Origin of the sequence: Marivibrio sp. (assembly GCF_040218065.1) — a bacterium.
Taxonomy (GTDB): Bacteria; Pseudomonadota; Alphaproteobacteria; order UBA8366; family Aestuariispiraceae; genus Marivibrio.
Genome location: NZ_JAVJQE010000009.1, coordinates 211548 through 228742, shown reverse-complemented (window position 1 = coordinate 228742; position 17195 = coordinate 211548). Strand labels below are relative to the sequence as shown.

Here is a 17195-nt window from a genome sequence, read left to right as displayed (position 1 = left end):
TCGGCGCGCCGGCGCGCCGGCGCGCCTACGCGGCGTTCGCGAACCGCTCCTCGGCGATCCGGTCGGCGGCGACGTGGGTCGGCTCGCCGTTCTTGGCCGCGCGCTCGTAGATTTCGCCCAGCGTCTCGGCGATGCGGCCGACATGGCCGAAAGCGGCCTGTCGGTCGTAGTCCGCGCCTTCGTGGTAGATGTGGATGACGCCGCCCGCGTTGATCACGTAGTCCGGCGCGTAGAGCACGCCCTTGTCCGCCAACGCCTGGCCGTGCCGCTCCTCCGCCAATTGGTTGTTGGCGGAGCCGGCGACGATCTTGGCCTTCAACTGGGCGATCGTCTGGTCGTTCAGAATCGCGCCCAGCGCGCAGGGCGCAAAGACGTCGACGTCCTGGGAATAGATCTGGTCGAAGGGGACGGGGGTCGCGCCCAACTCGGTCTTCGCCCGGGCGACGGCGCCCTCGTCGATGTCGCTCACCACCAGGTCGGCGCCGGCGTCGCGCAGCTGTTGGGCGAGGTCGTAGCCGACGTGACCGAGGCCCTGAACCGCGACCTTGACGCCTTCCAGATTGGCGCGCCCGAGCCGCTCCTCGACCGACCGCTTGATGCCCACGAAGCAGCCGAAGGCGGTGGCCGGCGACGGGTCGAAGCCGACGCCCTTTACGCCGCGGACATGCGCGGTCTCCGCGCTGACGGCCAGCATGTCGTCGGGGGTCGTGCCGACGTCTTCGGCGACGATGTAGCGTCCGCCCAGGCGCTCGACCGCCCGGCCCATGGCGCGCATCATCTCCGGCGTCTTGTCGGTCTTGGCGTCGGCGATGATCACGGACTTGCCGCCGCCCCACGGCAGATCCGCCAGCGCGTTCTTGTAGGTCATGCCGCGCGACAGGCGCAGCACGTCGGCGATCGCCGCCTCTTCCGATTCGTAAGCCCACATGCGGCAACCGCCCAGCGCCGGGCCGCGGTTGGTGTTGTGCACGGCCAGAACGGCTCTCAGGCCGGTCTCGGCGTCCGACGCGAAGACCACCTGCTCGTGATCGGCGAAATGGGATGTGGTGAAGACGGTCATGGGAACGCTAGAGCCTCCTCGCTCCGTCTGTTCGGGCGGGCCGTCGCGGCGCCCGGCAGCAATAATATTACTCCCATATAGGAACCAATTCGGCTGCCTGTGAAGGGCGAATCAGGCGCGCTGCGCACCTTCGCAGCAAAGCAACAGCGCAAGGCGTCCGCGTGGAATCTTGCTGCGCCGACGCGTCGTCTTCGGTAATCCGGTAAGCCGGATAAGGAGAGGGAGCCGCCGCCGATGCGCCGTTCAATCCTGATTGATTGCGACCCCGGCCTGGACGATGCGGCGGCGATTCTGACCGCGCTCGGCGCGGCGGACCGGTTGTCGCTCGGCGCTGTGACGACCGTCGCCGGCAATGTCGATCTCGACGCCGTGACGCGCAACGCGGCCGGGCTGCTGGCGCTGGCCGGGCGCACGGACGTGCCCCTGCACGCCGGCTGCCCGCGCGCCCTGTTCGGTGCGGGCGAGAGGGCCGGGCATGTACATGGGGCCGACGGGATCGGCGGCGTCGCCCTGTCGCCGGGGCCTGCGCCGTCGCCTGAGCATGCGGTCCAGGCGATCCGGCGGCTGGCGCGCGGGGGCGGTGTGACGATCGTTGCGATCGGGCCGCTCACCAACCTCGCGCTGGCGCTGGTTGAGGAGCCGGCGATCGCGACGGAGATCGAGCGGCTCGTCATCATGGGCGGCGTCGCCGACGGACCCGGCAACGTCACCGACTGGGCCGAGTTCAATTTCGCCTGCGATCCCGAGGCCGCGCGAATCGTCCTGGAGAGCGGGCTTCCGACCGCGCTGTTCGGCCTGGACGTCACCCGTCAGGCGCACGTCACGCCGCAGCGCATCGCGGCGTTCGACGCGCTCGGCACGCCGGCGGGCAAGGCGTTGGCCCGGATGCTGCGCGCCTATCAGGGGGAGCGGCCGCGGCCCGTGCTGCACGACCCCTGCACGATCGCGTGGCTGCTGCAGCCGGACCTGTTCGCCGGCCGCCGGGTCCGGGCGAGCGTGGAGACGGCGAATCCGGCCCAGCGAGGCCGCCTGATGACGACTGACGATCCGCAGGGCCCGATCGAGTTGATGACCGCGCTCGACGCGGACGGGTTTTTCGCGCTGCTGACGCAGTGCGTCGGCGGACTTCGGGGGTAGGGGGTTACGCCTCGCGCAGTCGCTCGGCCAGCATGTCCAGGCGATCCTGCCCCCAGAAGGGCTCCCCGTCGACTTCGTACCAGGGAACCCCGAAGCAACCGCCGCGCAGGGCGCGCGCGCCGTTGTCGGCAAGCCCCTGCGACGCCGCCTCGGTCAGGCTCTCCTCGACCAGCCCGTCGCCGTCCAGGCCGACGTCCTCCGCCATGCGTTTCAGCGCGTCCAGATCGGCGATATTCTCTTCGCGTTGCCAGACGCCGCTCATGATGCGTTCGCTGAGCGGCCCGACGTCAACACCTCGGCGCGCCGCCGCGACGGCGAGGCGGCCCGACGGCTTGTCGTCGACGGGGAAGAACTTGGGCTCCAGCACGATCTCGAGCCCCAGCTTCTGCGGCCAGCGCTTGAGTTCGGCCATGCGATAGGATTGGCGTTCCGGCGGCCGGTCTTTGAGCGGCAATCCGCCCGTCTTCGGAAAGACGTCGGCGACCGAAATCGAACGGAGGTCGAGCGCGGCGTCGACCTCCGCGCAGAGATCGATCAGCCGGCGGTGGCCCATGAAGCTCCAGGGCGAGGCGTGGCTGAAGAAATAGGCGACGGTCCGGCTCATGCGTCGGCTTCCCTTTCCGCGTCCTCGTTACAAAGCGCCAGATAAGCGGCGGCGAGTCCGGTCGTCTCGGCGTCGACCCGCCCGTCGATGCGCGCCGGCCGGAAACGACGTTGAAACGCGTCCACCACCTTTTTAGCCCCCGGATCGTAGCCGATTTCGGCCAGCAGGTCATGAATCGAGCGATCCGTCGACGTCGGCGCCGCGGGAAACAGTCCCACCCCGGCGGCGGCGAGCCGCGCCCAGGGCAGCAGTTCGCCGGGGTCGACCTTGCGGTCCGGCGCGACGTCGGAATGGCCGAGCACGTTGCGCGCCGGAATCGGCCGCCGCGCCAGGATGTCGCGGGCGAGGGCGATCAAGGCCGCGATCTGCGCCTCGGGAAACGGCCGATAGCCGAGGCTATGACCCGGATTCTGCAATTCGATCCCGATGGAGCGGGAGTTGACGTCCGCCGTCCCCCGCCAGTGGGCGAGGCCCGCATGCCAGGCGCGTTTCTCCTCGTCGACCAGGCGATGAACCGCGCCGTCCTCATCGATCAGATAATGGGCGCTGACCTCCGCCGCCGGGTCGGTGAGGCGGGCGAGCGAGGCGTCGGCGCTTTCCATGTCGGTGTAGTGCAGCACCAGCATGTCGATCGGGGCCGGCGATCCGTCGGGCAGGGGGCGGCGGTCGCCGAAATTCGGGCTGGGGCTGTCGACGATCGCCGGCGCCGTCAAATCCCGCGCTCCTTGCGGATCGCCTCGTAGGCGGCGTTGATGCGCGCGACCTTCTCGTTCGCGACCGAGATGAACTCTTCCGGCATGCCTTTGGCGATCAGCTTGTCGGGATGGTTCTCTACGACCAGCCGGCGATGCGCCTTCTTCACGTCGGCGTCGCTCGCCTCCCGGCTGACGCCGAGCACGCGGTAGGGGTCGGCCTGCTCGCCGCCGGCGCGCAGTTCGGTCACCCGCTCGAAGGTGGCCTCGTCGAAGCCGAAGATGTCGGAGACCTGGCGCAGGAACTCCATCTCACGCGGGTCGATCGTCTGGTCCGCCTTGGCGATGTAGGCGAGGCACCAGAGCAGTTCCTCCAGCACTTCCGGCGCTTCCTTGAACATGCCGGCGACTTGGCGGGCGTAGGGTTCGAAGCCGCGGGCGTCGCGGCGCGCCTGGTCGAAGACGCGGCTGACGTTCTTCACTTCGTCCTGCGGGACCTGGAAGACGTCCTTGAAGGCGCGGATCTCGTCCTGGGTGACGCGTCCGTCGGCCTTGGCCATCTTGGCGCCGAGGACGATCACCGCGATGGTGAAGCCGATGGAACGCTTGGCCTTTTCGGGGTCGGGCTCGGCGCCGTCGCCCTCGCCGTCGCGCTCGCCGTAATAGCGGTCGACGAAATGCCCGCCGACCGCGCCGACCAGCATCCCGATCGGCCCGCCGATGGCGAGGCCCGCGGCCCCGCCGACGATCTTCCCCCAAATGCTCATGCCGACCGGCCGAGACCCTTTCCCATACGCATCTTCCGGGGTTTAGCGGATCAAGGCCGTGAAGGCCAGTCGAACCGGCGGGCGCGCTCAGCCCTCGCCGTCGTCCGGCGCCGCCTCAAGCGCGCGCCAGCCGAAGGCGGTCTTCTCCTCCTTCGGGCCGACCGGCTCGCCCGCTTCGAAGCGCTGACGGAAGGCCTCCTTGCCCTTCGGCGTGAACTCGATCGCCCAGCCGGTCAGTTGGCCGGCGACGAAGGGGCTTTGCTTCACGCACGGCCCGCCCGGCAGATACTCTCGCGTCGGGCCGTCCGGCTTGTCCGCCTTGAAGGTTTCGCTTTTGACGAGCCGACCGTCCGGATCGAAGTAGCGGGCCTCGCCCTCCTTCAGCCCGTCCTTGAAGGGGATCTTCGCCATCGGGCGGCCGTTCGGGCCGTATGTCACCAAGAGGCCGGTCTGGCGGTCGTCCTGGAAGTCGATCTCCACCAGCCTGCGCCCCTGATCGTAGAGCGTGCTCTTGCCTTGCCTCAGCCCGGCGGCGAAGGGCAGGCGCTGGGCCACCTCGCCGGCTTCGTCGAAGAACAGGCTCTCCCCCTCCAGATAGCCCTGATCGAAGGTGGAGCGTTGGACGAGGCGGTCTTCCTCATAGAATTCGGCCGTCCCGTGCGGGCGGCCGTCCTTGAAGGCGATGCGGCTCGTCGGGCCGCCGTCCTCGTACTCCACCGCCTCGCCGTCGAGCACGCCGTCGACATAGGTCGTCTCCTGCACCAGCGCCTCGCCCTCATAGATCAGACAGCGCCCGTGCAGCCGGCCGGCGCGGAAGGCGCAAGTCTGGGTCAGCGCGCCGTCCTCGTAGAATTCCGCCGGCCCCTCCAGCTTTCCGTCCTGGATCGAATAGCGCGCGGCGAGGCGTCCGGCCTCGTCCAGGTCCTCGTAATCGCCGTCGGGCAGACCGTCGACCTCCGCCCCTTCGGGCGGATCGGCGAACAGCGCGTCGAAGGCGGGGTCGTCAGGGTCCAGGGGGGCCGTCTCGTCGCTCATCGCGCGCCTCCGTCAGCCCAGCTTGTTGATGGCGCCTTTGAGGGCCGCCATCACGCCGCCCTTCAATTGCCCCATCATGCCGCCTTCGAAGACGCCCTGCATGCCGCCCTTCAGCTTGGCCATCATGCCGCCTTCCTGCTTCATCTGCATGCCGCCCTTGGTCTGGTAGGTCATGCCGCCCTCGGCCTTGTAGGTCATGCCCGCCTTTTCGGTCAGGTTCATGCCCGCCTCGGTCTTCAGGTTCATGCCGGCCTTGTTGGTCATATTCATGCCGGCCTTGTTGGTGGTGTTCATGCCCGAACTGATCGCGAGGTTCTTGCCCGCCTTCTGGGTCCAGTCCATAGCCGACTGCGCGGTCAGGTTCTTGCCCGATTTGGCCAGCATGTCCGCGCCCGACTGCAGCGTCATCTTCTTGCCGGCCTTGATGGTGACGTTGCCGGTCGCGTTGATCACTAGGTCGCCCGAGACCTTCAGCGTGTAGTCGCCCGTGACCTTGTGAGTGAAGCCGTCGCCGGTCTTGTGGTCCTGGGCGCCGTCCACCTTCAGGGTGCGGTCGCCCTTGACGCTGTGGCTCTCGTCGCCCTTCTGCACCTCGAGCGTGCGGTTCCCCTTCTCGATCGTCAGCGTGTCGTCGCTTTCCTTGACGGTGGTGGTGCGTTCGTTCTCGACGACGCTGTTCCAATCCTTCTGGGCGTGGAGATAGATCTCCTCCGACTCCTTCTTGTCCTCGAAGCGCAACTCGTTCGAGCCGCCGCCGCCCTTGGAGCTGTTGGTCTTGATCCAGCTCTTGGTCTGATCGTCGGGCAGCGTGTAGGCGAGCGCGTTTTCGCCGTTGTAGACGCAGCCCGTCACCAGGGGCCGGTCGGGGTCGCCCTCCAGGAAGCTGACCACCACCTCCATGCCGATGCGCGGCAGGAACCAACCGCCCCAACCTTTGCCCGCCCAGCCCTGGGCGACGCGCACGAAGCAGCTGGTCTTCTCGTCCTTCTTGCCCTCGCGGTCCCAGTGGAACTGCAGCTTGATGCGGCCGTATTTGTCGGTCCAGATTTCCTCGCCCGCCTTGCCGACGACCAGCGCCGTCTGGCCGCCGTGAATGCGCGGGCGCGGCGTCGTGCGGGCGGGCCGGAAGGGATGGGTCTTGGGCTGGGCGGCGAAACCGTTTTCGTAGCGATCGGCGTCGGCGCGCAAGGTGAGCTCGCGGATCATGTAGTCCGCGTTCAACGCCGGGCGCTCGTGCCAGTCGAGCGTGGTCGTATAGCCCGCAATCAACCCCTTGCAGGTCGAGCGGCCGGAGAGCTCCTTGGTCGGCGTCTCGAAGGCCTGCAGGCGCAGATCGGCGAGCGCCGCGCCCGCGTCCTTCGCGGTGTAGCCGCCGGGATACTCGTAGACCTCCATGTCGGACGCGCCCTGGCCGCCTTCGGCCTTCGTCGTCAGGTCGGTGGAGGGTTGCTCGAAATTGTAGTCGCGCGCGGCGAAATGGTCGGTCGCGACCCGCTCGGTGTAGGCCAGCTGGAAGACCGAATCCTCATCCTGCCGGTCCCCCGCCTGGGAGGGGCGATAGGTGATCTGATCCGCTCCGGGGCAGGGGGTGTGGACGTCGGAATCGTCGGCCAGGACCAGGGTGTGTTTGCCCTCATCGTGCCGGAAGAAATAGAAGATCCCCTCCTCCTCCATCAGCCGGCAGAGGAAATCGAAGGCGCTTTCGTTGTACTGCACGCAGTACTCTCGGGCGGCATAGGATCCGGTGGTCTCCAGCGCATAGTCGCTGACGCCGATCTCGCCCAGCACGGTCTCCAGGATGTCGGTGACGCTCTGATCCTGGAAGATGCGGCAGTCGCGCGTGCGCGTGCCCAGCCAGAAGGTCGGCTGAAGCACGGCGCGATAGGTCCAAAGCCGCGGGTCGCTGTCATGCTGGGAGAAGTCGGTGACGAGGCCGTTGATGTAGCGGCTCGTCGTCCCGTCGCCGATCTCGATCTTCGCGGTGACGCTCTCGCCGACGATCTTGGAGAAATCGATCTCGGCGTCCTCGGAGGCGAGCTCCAGCTCGAATCGGAACAGCCGCGAGACCGCCTCCGTCCCGCGCACGCTCTTCAGCAACAGGACGTCCTTTCCCAGCGGCGTCGTCGCCGAGAGGACGCGATTGTCCTGCGTGAAGCCGAGATCGTCAGACATCGGGCGGCCTCAACACTCCCTCTCCCTTGATGGGAGAGGGGCGGAGAGAGGGTGGGCGCCGCCAGGCGCTATGAGAATGCCCGACGCGCCGCGCCGGGTCGATTTCCGGCTCGGAAATCGCACCCCCGCCAATCTCCCCCCATGAAGGGGAGAGGCTATTGAGCGCATTGCAGCGTCGCCCGTCATTCCACCCCCGCCGAAAACCCGCCGCCGGCCTCGAGCGTCACGCGCGCGGCCGTGAAGGGCGTCCCGTCCGCCATTGCGCGCAAGACCGCGTCGGAGACGACGGGCAGCAGATTGTGGGTCAGAATCGCGTCGATCGCGCGCGCGCCGCTTTCCACCTCGGTCGAGCGGGCGGCGACCGTCTCGGCGATCGCGGGGTCGAGGATCAGTTCGGCGCCGTTGTTCTCGCGGAATCGATCCGCGATGCGGGCGAGCTTCAGGTCGACCACGCCGCGGATCTGCTCTTCGCCCAGCGGCAGATAGGGAACGGTGACGAGGCGGCCGAGGAAGGCCGGCTTGAAGCGCTCCAGCAGCGCCGGGCGGACCTTTTCGGCCAGGGCCTCCACCGTGATCTCCTCGCCCGAGAAGGCGGCGTCCATGATGATCCGGTCGCCGAGATTGGAGGTCAGGATCAGGACCGTGTTCCGAAAATCCACCTCCACGCCTTCGCCGTCCTCCATCATCCCCTTGTCGAAGACCTGGAAGAACAGCTCCATCACGTCCGGATGGGCCTTCTCCACTTCGTCCAGCAGGATGACGGAATAGGGGTTGCGCCGCACGGCCTCGGTCAGCACGCCGCCTTGGCCGTATCCGACATAGCCCGGCGGCGCGCCTTTGAGGGCGGAGACGGTGTGCGCCTCCTGAAACTCCGACATGTTGACGGTGATCAGGTGCTGCTCGCCGCCGAACAGCAATTCCGCCAAACCCAGCGCCGTCTCCGTCTTGCCGACCCCGGACGGCCCAACGAACAGGAACACGCCGACCGGCTTCATAGGATCGTCCAGGCCGGCGCGGTAGGTTCGGATGCGCTTGGCGACGGCGGCCAGCGCGTGATCCTGGCCGACGATCCGCGCGGCGAGGCGCGCCTCCAGATCCAGCACGCCCTGGATTTCGTCGCGCATCATCCGCCCGACCGGAATGCCGGTCCAGCCGGCGATCACCTCGGCCGCCAAGCGGCCGTCGACGCGCGGCGGCACCATCGGCGTCTCGCCCTGCAGGGCGGTCAGCTTCTCCTCCAGCGCGGCGAAGGCGGGGCCGGGCGGCTCGCTCTCGTCCAGCCGATCGGCCAAGAGCGCGCGCATCTCCTCGACCAGCGCGCGCTCCTCCTCCCAGCGCGCGGCGAGATCGTCGCGCTCCGTCTCCGCGGCGGCGCGATCGGCCGCCAGCGCGGCGAGGCGCTCCTTGTGGTCTTCCTCCAGCACCCGTTCGTCGGTCAGAATCTCGATTTCGGTGGCGAGCCGCTCGACCCGCCGGCGCGCGGCCTCCAGCGCCGGCGGTTCGGCTGCCTGCGCCACCGCGACGCGCGCGCAAGCCGTGTCCAGCACCGCGATCGCCTTGTCCGGCAGCTGACGGCCCGCGATGTAGCGTTGCGAGAGGGAGACCGCCTCCGAGATCGCCTCGTCCAGAATGCGCACGCCGTGATGGGCCGCCAGGCGCTTGGCCAGCCCGCGCACCATCGCGACCGCCCGCGCCTGATCCGGCTCGTCCACCTTCACCACCTGGAAACGCCGGGCGAGCGCCGGGTCCTTTTCGATATAGCGCTTGTATTCGGCCCAGGTGGTGGCGGCGATGGTGCGCAGCTCGCCTCTGGCCAGCGCGGGTTTCAGCAGATTGGCGGCGTCGCCCTGGCCGGCCGCGCCGCCGGCGCCGATCAGCGTGTGCGCCTCGTCGACGAAGAGGACGATCGGCCGGGCGCTCGCCTTCACCGCCTCGACGACGCCTTTCAGGCGCTCCTCGAACTCCCCCTTCATCGAGGCGCCGGCCTGCAGCAGCGCGAGGTCGAGGAGCCGCACGTCCACGTCCTGCAAGGGCGCCGGCACGTCGCCGTCGGCGATGCGCTGGGCGAAGCCTTCGACGACGGCGGTCTTCCCCACGCCCGCCTCGCCGGTCAGGATCGGGTTGTTTTGGCGCCGGCGCATCAGGATGTCGATCACCTGGCGGATCTCCGCGTCCCGCCCGACGATCGGGTCGATCGCGCCGACCAGCGCCTGATCGGTCAGCGAGACCGTGTAGAGGTCCAGCGTCTCCAGCGGGTCCGGGGCGCCGGCGCTCTCCTCGCCGGCCGCGGCCTCGCCGGAGGCGTCGGCGGCCGTCTGGCGCGCTTGCTTGGCCTCGCGGCGCGCTGCGCGGCCGGCGGCGAGATCCGCCTTGGCGGCTTCCTGCGCGCTCGGCATCCGCTCGGGCGAGCGGGCGACGATGTCGGGCCAAGCCTGGCGCAACGCCTCTGCGTCGAGGGCCGCCAGCGCCGGGCAGGCGGCGCGCAGCGGGTCCGCGATCCCCGGCGTCTCCAGCGCCGCCTGAAACAGCGCGGCCGAGCGGGTGGCGTTCTGATCCAGCGCGGTCGAGCTGTAGACCCAGGCCGCCTGCAACAGATCGCCGATCTCGGCGCTGAGCGCGGGGGTGCGGGTGTTGCCGCTGTGCAGCTGGTCGATCGCGGCCTGAAGATCGGCGGTCAGCGCCGCGGTTTCGATCCCATGAGCGACGAGCCCGACGGACAAATCGCTCTCCGGCTGCTCCAGGAGCGTGAGCAGCAGATGGGCCGGCTCGACATGGAAATGGGTGCGCTGAACGCAGAGCTGCGCCGCCTGCTCCAACGCCCGCTTGGCCGTCGGGTTAAGCTTGCCGACCAGCGTCTTCATGTCGAGCTGCATGGGCCCGCCGCCTTTTCGCGCTTTTTCCCAAGCATGACTCGGACGCGATTCGCGCCCGCGCGCAAGGAACGGCCTCGGCGCGCTCTGTCGTTGCCCGGGACCAAGCCCGGCGCGGCGTCTCTCGGGCGGGCCTCCGCAATTCCCGTCGGCCCGGACTTGTTCCGGGCCAACAGCCGTGCCGCGCTGGCGGCGCGGGCGGTCTCCTCACATCCCGGCGTCGAGGCTCAGTTTCGTCCCGTCCGAAAAACGCGAGAAGCGAAACGGCTCGGGATCGACGATCGGCGCGTCGCCGGCGATCAGGTCGGCGGCGAGGCGGCCCGCGCCCGGGCCGATGCCGAAGCCGTGGCCGGAAAAGCCGGTGGCGACGAAAAGGCCCGGCAGGGCGTCGACCGGTCCGATGGCCGGGACCGCGTCGGGCGTCACGTCGATCATGCCGGCCCAGCGCTGGGACGCTTTGAGATCGGCCAGCGCGGGGAAGGTGCGCTTCAGCGCATCGAGCGCGTGGTCGAGGACGCCCTCGTCCGGCTCCGGGTCCAGGATGCGCGTCGCCTCGAACGGGCTTTCCCCGTCCAGCGGCCAATCGGCCGTCGTCCGCAGCGCCTCGAAGAAGGCGCGGCCGAAGCGGATCTTGATCGCGGCGCGCTCCGCCATGAAGGCCGGCCAGAACCGGCGCATGTACCGGAAGGCGTCCGGCGTCAGCTCGAAGGTCGTCGCCCCGCCCCAGGCGAGGCTGTAGCCGCCGTCCTCGCGCCGGCGCAGCGAGAAGTCGGGCGCGCCCAAGCCGCCATCGGTCACGACCGGCGCGGGGTCGGTGCGCAGAACGGAGGCTTTGACGCAGAGCTGCGGCATCTCGAGGCCGAGGCGCTTCAGGAAAAGGTTCGACCAGGCGCCGCCGGCCAGCAGGACGAGGCGGGTCCTGATCCGGCCCTTCTCGGTCACGGCGGCGGAGACCGCGCCGGCCTCGGTCTCGAGCCCCCGCACGGCGCAGCCGGTCAGCACCGACCCGCCCTTGGCGCGCAGCGCCTTCGCGATCGCAGGCGCGGCGCGCGCGGGCTCCGCCCGGCCGTCGCTCGGAGTCTCCACGCCGCCGATCCAGTCGGCCTTCGCGTCGGGAAAGCGTTTGGCGAGATCGGCCTTGGAGAGGAGGCGGGTGTCGATCTGATGGTCGCGCGCCGCGTCGGCCCAGCGCTCCCACACCGCCATCTGATCCGGCTCGTCGGTGACCCAGACGACGCCGGCGCGGCGGAAGCCGAGATCGCGGCCCGTGCGTTCCGCCAGCCCGTCCCATTCGGCAAGGCTGCGCTTGATCAGCGGGATCTCCCGCCGGTCGCGACCCTGCTGGCGGCACCAGCCCCAATTGCGCGACGACTGCTCGCCGCCGACGACGCCCTTTTCGACCAGCGCGACCGAAAGGCCTTTTTCGGCGAGACAGAGGGCGGCGGCGGCGCCGACGATCCCGGCGCCGACCACCACGACGTCCGCGGCGTCCGGCGCGGCCTCGTCGGAGGCGACGGCTTCAACGGGGGGCGAGCTCATGAAAAGGACGGACTCCTGGCGTCAATCGGCGCGATCGGCCATCTGGACGTCCTGCATCCGCTGCGCCTCCTGTCGTTGGAAGATCAGGGCGGCGATGACGATGCAAAGCGTCACCAGCAGCACGATGAGCGTGCCGAGCGCGTTGATCTCCGGACTGACGCCGAGGCGCACCTTGGAGAAGACCACCATCGGCAGGGTGGTCGATCCCGGCCCGGCCACGAAACTCGCGATCACCAGATCGTCGAGCGAGAGCGTGAAGGCCAGCAGCCAGGCGGCGACCAGCGCCGGCGCCAGCATCGGCACGGTGATCAGCAGGAAGGTCTTGGCCGGGCGCGCGCCGAGATCCATCGCCGCCTCCTCCAGCGACTGGTCGAGGGAGGCGAGCCGCGCGCGCACCAGCACCGCCACGAAGGCCATCGAGAAGGTGATGTGCGCGATGGTGATGGTCGACATGCCGCGCTGCCAGGACAGCCACACGAAGAGCAGCAGCGTCGCCAGGCCGGTGATGACGTCCGGCATGACCAGGGGCGCCGTCAGCATGCCGGTGAAGACCGTGCGGCCCTTGAAGGATCCGAAGCGGTGGAGCGCATAGGCGCCGAACAGCCCCAGGACGGTCGCGAAGGTCGCGTTCACGGAGGCGATCTTGAGGCTCATCCAGGCGGCCGACAGGATCTGCGGGTCGCGCAGCAGCTCGCCGTACCATTTCGGCGAGAAACCCGCCCAGACGGAGACCAGCTTGCCCTCGTTGAAGGAGAAGATGATCAGGATGACGATCGGCGCATAGAGGAAAGCGAAGCCGAACAGCAGCATGCTCAGCGTAAACGGGTGCAGGCCCTTCTTCATTTCTGGGCCTCCGCGTCCTTGTTCTGATAATGCTGGAAGATCACGATCGGGATCACCAGGAAGATCAGCATCGCGATCGCCACCGCCGAGGCGACCGGCCAGTCGCGGTTATGGAAGAACTCGTTCCACAGGATGCGTCCGATCATCAACGTGTCCGGTCCGCCCAGCAGTTCAGGGATGACGAACTCGCCGACCGCCGGAATGAAGACCAGCATCGAGCCGGCGACGATCCCCGGCAGCGACAACGGCAACGTCACCGACCAGAACGCCTTCCAGGGCCGGCAGCCCAGATCCGCGGCCGCCTCCAGCAGGCTTTCGTCCATCTTCGCCAAATTGGCGTAAAGCGGCAGGATCATGAAAGGTAGGTAGGAGTAGACGATTCCGACATAGACTGAGAAATCGTTGTGCAGCATCTGGATCGGCTGGTCGATGATCCCGAGGCTGATCAGCAGATTGTTGAGAATGCCGTTGTTCTTGAGGATGCCGATCCAGGCGTAGACCCGGATCAGGAAGGAGGTCCAGAACGGCAGAATCACCAGCATCAAAAGCGCGTTGCGCCACGCCCCCGGCGCGCGCGCGATGCCGTAGGCCATCGGATAGCCGATCAGCAGGCAGACGAAGGTGGAGATCGCCGCGATCTTGATCGAGTTCAGATAGGCGACGATGTAGAGGTCGTCGGTGAACAGGAAGGTGAAGTTGTAAAGCGTGCCCGTGAATTTCGGGATCAGCCCCTCCGCCCATTCGAAGATCGGCAGATAGGGCGGCATGGCGATCGCCGCCTCCGAGATGCTGAGCTTGAGCACGATCGCGAACGGCGCCAGGAAAAACAGCAGCAGCCAGACGTAGGGCGGCAGCAGGATCACCGTGCGCGGGTTCAACAGCCGCGCCCTGAGCCGCGCGAGCCGGCCGGCGCCGGGCGCCGGTCGCACGGTCTGCAGCGGATCGCTCGCCTGGCTCATGAGGTCAGCACCACGCCGGCTTTGGGTCCCCAGCTGAGCCACACCTCCTCTTCCCAATCGATCGGTCGTTCGGCGGTGCGGGTCAGGTTGGGGGAGGTCACGCGCACGATCTTGCCGTCCGAAAGCCGCACCTGATAAATCGACAGCGCGCCTTGATAGGCGATCTCGTCGACGATCCCGCGCAGCAGATTGCGGTCCTGGTCCGGCTTCTCCTTGGAGATTGCGATCTTCTCCGGCCGGATGGCCACGGCGACGGACTGGCCGGCGGAGAGCTCCCGACCGTCATAATCCAGATGGAGGTCGACGCCCGCATCCGTATCGCCCACCGTCAACGCGCCGTCCTGCACGCCCGCTTCGGAGACGCGCCCTTCGAACAGGTTCACCGAGCCGATGAAATCGGCGACGTAGCGCGTCGTGGGATACTCATAGACCTCCGACGGCGTGCCGATCTGCTGGATCACGCCCTCATTCATAACCGCGACCCGGGTCGACAGCGTCATCGCCTCCTCCTGATCGTGGGTGACGACGATGAAGGTGACGCCCAGCTCCTCCTGGATGTTCATCAGTTCGAATTGCGTGCTTTCTCGCAGCTTCTTGTCGAGCGCGGCGAGCGGTTCGTCCAGCAGCAGAAGCTTCGGGCGTTTCGCGAGCGCGCGGGCGAGCGCGACGCGCTGACGCTGGCCGCCGGAGAGCTGATGCGGCTTGCGTTTGGCGAAGCGGTCGAGCTGCACGAGGCGCAGCATCTCATCCACCCGCGGGCCGATCTCGGCCTTCGACATCCCCTCCTGCTTCAGGCCGAAGGCGATGTTCTGCGCCACCGTCATGTGCGGGAAGAGGGCGTAGGATTGGAACATCATATTGACCGGCCGCTCGTAGGGCGGCACGCCCACCATGTCCTGACCGTCGATCAGGATCTGGCCCTCGCTCGGCTGCTCGAGACCGGCCAGCATGCGCAACAAGGTCGTCTTGCCGCAACCCGATGCGCCGAGAAGCGAGAACAGCTCCGTGCGGTAGATGTCGAGGCTGACGTCGTCGACCGCGACGAAGTCGCCGAAACGCTTGGTGACGTTGCGGATGGAGATGTAGGGATCGCCCCCCGGAACCGACCAGCCCGACGCCTTTCGCGGCGCGCCGGCGGCGGTGTCGCTCCCCTCGGCGCCGGCGGCGGCGCCCGCTTTGTCGTTCATGAGGCTTCGATCCCGCGCAATGGAGAAGAAGCGCCCGCAACCGACCCGTCGGAGATCCCGGACGGGGCGATCGCGGGCGCGTTCACGGCCGGCCCGTCAGGCCGAACCGAGGCCGATCACTGGCCGGTCTTCAGCTTGGTCCAGGCCCGCGTCGCCTCGCGTTGGAAGCGCGGGTTCCACGGCTGCACCGAATAGAGATTCTGCATCGTCTCCTTATCCGGATAGATCGCAGGATCGTTCTTCACCGCGTCGTCGACATACTCCATCGACGCCTCGTTGGCGTTGGCGTAGTAGACGTAGTTCGAGATCGCCGCCGCGACCTGCGGCTTCATGATGTAGTTCAGGAAGGTGTGGGCGTTGTCCGGGTTGGGGGCGTCCTTCGGCACCGCCATCATGTCCGTCCACAGCAACGCGCCTTCCTTCGGGATGACGTACTCGATGTCGACGCCCTGACCCGCCTCGGCCGCGCGGGCCTGGGCGATGAACATGTCGCCCGACCAGCCCATGGCGATGCAGATGTCGCCGTTGGCCAGATCGTTGATGTTCTGCGAGGAATGGAAGTACTTGATCGATGGGCGCACCTTCTGCATGTGCGCCATCGCCTCCTCAAGCTTGTCGGCGTCCTGCTTGGTCGGGTCCGCGCCGATGTAGTTCAGGGCCGCCGGGATCACCTCGGTCGGCGCGTCGAGGAAGGTGACGCCGCAGTCCGCGAACTTGGAGACGACTTCCGGGTCCATCATCATGTCCCAGCTGTCGACCGGCGCGTCGGGCATGCGCTCTTCGATCATCTTCTTGTTATAGGCGAAGCCGGTGGTGCCCCACATGTACGGCACGCCGTGGGCGTTGCCCGGGTCCATCTCCTCGACCCGCCCGAGCAGCGTCTCGTCGAGATTTTCCCAGTTGGGCAGCTTCGACTTGTCCAGCTCCATGAAGACGCCGGCCTGGATCTGCCGCGCCAGGAACGTCGAGGTCGGCACGACCACGTCGTAGCCCGAGTTGCCGGCGAGCATCTTGGCCTCGAGCACCTCGTTCGAATCAAAGACGTCGTAGCGCACCGTGATGCCGGTCTCGGCCTCGAAGTTCGCGATCGTGTCTTCGGCGATGTAGTCGGACCAGTTATAGACGTTGACCACATTGTCCTGCGCCATAGCGCCGGCCGCGCCGAGGCCGAGGCTCGCCGCGACCGCGGCGGCGGCCTTCAACATCGCCGTCTTGCGTGCTCCCGTAACCATATCCCTGTCTACCTCCTAAGGGTTCGCCGGGCGGGCTCGTTTCGGAAGGCCCGGCCGTCGGCGTTCAGTGTGGCGCCCCGGCCTCGCATCGACCGGAAGGCGCGTCGCATCCCCCGTTTTCCCGGGGATGAGCATCACCGCGAATGCGCCGCCGCGTCAACTGGCGGGGCGCGGCGGGTCATTCTGCGTCAGGCGTTCCGCCTCTCCCCGTCCAGCGTCATCACGGAGCCGTAGAGGTCGGGCCGCCGGTCCCGGAAAAAGCCCCAGCTGGCCCGGGCGAGACGCATCTCCTCCAGATCGACCGTCGCGGTCAGAACCTCCTGCTCGGTCTTGCCGCCGTCGGCGATCAGGGCGCCGGTGTGGTCGGCGATGAAGGAGGAGCCGTAGAACGTCATTGCGGCCGCGTCGGCCTGCTCAACGCCGATGCGGTTGCTTGCGACCAGCGCGACCATGTTCGCCGCCGCGTGGCCCTGCATCGTGCGCCGCCAATGCGGCATGCTGTCGATCTCGGGCGCCTGCGGCTCGCTGCCGATCGCGGTCGGGTACAGCAACACGTCCGCCCCTTGCAGCGCCATGGCGCGCGCGCATTCCGGATACCATTGGTCCCAGCAGATCCCCACGCCGATGCGCCCGAAGCGGGTGTCCCAGACCTTGAAGCCGGTGTCGCCGGGATTGAAGTAGAACTTCTCCTCGTAGCCGGGTCCTTGCGGGATGTGGCTCTTGCGATAGAGCCCCATCACCGTCCCGTCCGCGTCCACCATGGCGATGGAGTTATAGTGCGCGTTGTTGGCGCGCTCGAAGAAGCTGACCGGCAGCGCCACGCCCAACTCTTTCGCCAGATCGGCGAAGCGGGCGATCACGGGATTGTCCTTGAAGGGGCGCGCCCAGCGGAACAGCTCCTGCTTCTGATCGGGGCAGAAGTAAGGGGTCTCGAACAGCTCCTGCAGCAGGATCACCTGCGCGCCGTTGGCGGCGGCCTCGCGCACCAGCGCTTCGGCGCGATCGAGGTTCGCCCCCGTATTCCAGTCGCAGGCCATCTGCGTGGCGGCGAGGGTGATGGTGCTCATGGACAAATTCCTCCCGGCGGCATGCGCGCGA

General features: G+C 68.0%; 14 protein-coding genes. 1 reads left to right on the top strand and 13 read right to left on the bottom strand.

The genetic code is table 11. The annotated features are described in order from the left end of the window. Positions 1 to 25: 25 nt before the first annotated feature. A complete protein-coding gene (locus tag RIB45_RS09815) occupies positions 26 to 1060 on the bottom strand; it encodes a Glu/Leu/Phe/Val family dehydrogenase (protein WP_350050084.1) in 1035 nt (344 codons plus the stop codon). Between the two features lie 234 nt (positions 1061 to 1294). Here RIB45_RS09815 and RIB45_RS09810 point away from each other — a divergent pair, with 234 nt between their 5' ends. Beyond that, entirely contained in the window at positions 1295 to 2197 is a 903-nt protein-coding gene (locus RIB45_RS09810; RefSeq protein ID WP_350050083.1) for a nucleoside hydrolase, read from the top strand. A gap of 4 nt (positions 2198 to 2201) precedes the next feature. On the opposite strand, the gene RIB45_RS09805 is transcribed toward RIB45_RS09810, so the two are convergent. The 12 genes from RIB45_RS09805 to aguB all read right to left on the bottom strand — a co-directional run bounded on the left by RIB45_RS09805 (position 2202) and on the right by aguB (position 17164). Beyond that, a complete protein-coding gene (locus RIB45_RS09805) occupies positions 2202 to 2801 on the bottom strand; it encodes a 2-hydroxychromene-2-carboxylate isomerase (RefSeq protein ID WP_350050082.1) in 600 nt (199 codons plus the stop codon). Then, entirely contained in the window at positions 2798 to 3514 is a 717-nt protein-coding gene (locus tag RIB45_RS09800) for an N-acetylmuramoyl-L-alanine amidase (protein ID WP_350050081.1), read from the bottom strand. The genes RIB45_RS09805 and RIB45_RS09800 overlap by 4 nt, the downstream gene beginning before the upstream one ends. Continuing rightward, positions 3511 to 4260 (bottom strand): TerB family tellurite resistance protein, encoded by a 750-nt coding sequence (locus RIB45_RS09795; RefSeq protein WP_350050080.1) that lies wholly within the window; start codon positions 4258 to 4260, stop codon positions 3511 to 3513. The genes RIB45_RS09800 and RIB45_RS09795 overlap by 4 nt, the downstream gene beginning before the upstream one ends. An 87-nt stretch (positions 4261 to 4347) precedes the next feature. Continuing rightward, positions 4348 to 5295: a toxin-antitoxin system YwqK family antitoxin gene (locus RIB45_RS09790; RefSeq protein ID WP_350050079.1), complete on the bottom strand. Its 948-nt coding sequence runs from the start codon at positions 5293 to 5295 to the stop codon at positions 4348 to 4350. 12 nt (positions 5296 to 5307) lie between these two features. Next, positions 5308 to 7467 carry a type VI secretion system Vgr family protein gene (locus tag RIB45_RS09785; RefSeq protein ID WP_350050078.1) on the bottom strand — a complete coding sequence of 720 codons (2160 nt, stop codon included), beginning with the start codon at positions 7465 to 7467 and terminating at the stop codon, positions 5308 to 5310. A gap of 182 nt (positions 7468 to 7649) precedes the next feature. Continuing rightward, positions 7650 to 10340, bottom strand: a complete 2691-nt coding sequence (gene tssH / locus RIB45_RS09780; RefSeq protein ID WP_350050077.1) for a type VI secretion system ATPase TssH — start codon at positions 10338 to 10340, stop codon at positions 7650 to 7652. A gap of 204 nt (positions 10341 to 10544) precedes the next feature. After that, positions 10545 to 11876: an NAD(P)/FAD-dependent oxidoreductase gene (locus RIB45_RS09775; RefSeq protein ID WP_350050076.1), complete on the bottom strand. Its 1332-nt coding sequence runs from the start codon at positions 11874 to 11876 to the stop codon at positions 10545 to 10547. 21 nt (positions 11877 to 11897) lie between these two features. Beyond that, entirely contained in the window at positions 11898 to 12719 is an 822-nt protein-coding gene (locus tag RIB45_RS09770; protein ID WP_350050075.1) for an ABC transporter permease subunit, read from the bottom strand. After that, positions 12716 to 13678 carry an ABC transporter permease subunit gene (locus tag RIB45_RS09765; RefSeq protein ID WP_350050074.1) on the bottom strand — a complete coding sequence of 321 codons (963 nt, stop codon included), beginning with the start codon at positions 13676 to 13678 and terminating at the stop codon, positions 12716 to 12718. The genes RIB45_RS09770 and RIB45_RS09765 overlap by 4 nt, the downstream gene beginning before the upstream one ends. Then, positions 13675 to 14865, bottom strand: a complete 1191-nt coding sequence (locus tag RIB45_RS09760; protein WP_350050073.1) for an ABC transporter ATP-binding protein — start codon at positions 14863 to 14865, stop codon at positions 13675 to 13677. Before RIB45_RS09760 ends, RIB45_RS09765 begins: the two co-directional genes overlap by 4 nt. Positions 14866 to 14981: 116 nt before the next feature. Continuing rightward, the gene (locus RIB45_RS09755) at positions 14982 to 16097 is read right to left on the bottom strand and encodes a polyamine ABC transporter substrate-binding protein (RefSeq protein WP_350050072.1); all 1116 of its coding nucleotides are present in this window, start codon (positions 16095 to 16097) and stop codon (positions 14982 to 14984) included. A 188-nt stretch (positions 16098 to 16285) separates the two neighbouring features. Continuing rightward, a complete protein-coding gene (aguB, locus tag RIB45_RS09750; RefSeq protein WP_350050071.1) occupies positions 16286 to 17164 on the bottom strand; it encodes an N-carbamoylputrescine amidase in 879 nt (292 codons plus the stop codon). Between the last annotated feature and the right edge of the window lie 31 nt (positions 17165 to 17195).

What these genes read in the sequence shown, in the direction of transcription:
- RIB45_RS09815 (WP_350050084.1), bottom strand. Translation starts at nt 1,060, where the DNA reads ATGACCGTCTTCACCACATCCCATTTCGCCGATCACGAGCAGGTGGTC.
- RIB45_RS09810 (WP_350050083.1), top strand. Translation starts at nt 1,295, where the DNA reads ATGCGCCGTTCAATCCTGATTGATTGCGACCCCGGCCTGGACGATGCG.
- RIB45_RS09805 (WP_350050082.1), bottom strand. Translation starts at nt 2,801, where the DNA reads ATGAGCCGGACCGTCGCCTATTTCTTCAGCCACGCCTCGCCCTGGAGC.
- RIB45_RS09795 (WP_350050080.1), bottom strand. Translation starts at nt 4,260, where the DNA reads ATGAGCATTTGGGGGAAGATCGTCGGCGGGGCCGCGGGCCTCGCCATC.
- RIB45_RS09790 (WP_350050079.1), bottom strand. Translation starts at nt 5,295, where the DNA reads ATGAGCGACGAGACGGCCCCCCTGGACCCTGACGACCCCGCCTTCGAC.
- RIB45_RS09785 (WP_350050078.1), bottom strand. Translation starts at nt 7,467, where the DNA reads ATGTCTGACGATCTCGGCTTCACGCAGGACAATCGCGTCCTCTCGGCG.
- tssH (WP_350050077.1), bottom strand. Translation starts at nt 10,340, where the DNA reads ATGCAGCTCGACATGAAGACGCTGGTCGGCAAGCTTAACCCGACGGCC.
- RIB45_RS09775 (WP_350050076.1), bottom strand. Translation starts at nt 11,876, where the DNA reads ATGAGCTCGCCCCCCGTTGAAGCCGTCGCCTCCGACGAGGCCGCGCCG.
- RIB45_RS09770 (WP_350050075.1), bottom strand. Translation starts at nt 12,719, where the DNA reads ATGAAGAAGGGCCTGCACCCGTTTACGCTGAGCATGCTGCTGTTCGGC.
- RIB45_RS09765 (WP_350050074.1), bottom strand. Translation starts at nt 13,678, where the DNA reads ATGAGCCAGGCGAGCGATCCGCTGCAGACCGTGCGACCGGCGCCCGGC.
- RIB45_RS09760 (WP_350050073.1), bottom strand. Translation starts at nt 14,865, where the DNA reads ATGAACGACAAAGCGGGCGCCGCCGCCGGCGCCGAGGGGAGCGACACC.
- RIB45_RS09755 (WP_350050072.1), bottom strand. Translation starts at nt 16,097, where the DNA reads ATGGTTACGGGAGCACGCAAGACGGCGATGTTGAAGGCCGCCGCCGCG.
- aguB (WP_350050071.1), bottom strand. Translation starts at nt 17,164, where the DNA reads ATGAGCACCATCACCCTCGCCGCCACGCAGATGGCCTGCGACTGGAAT.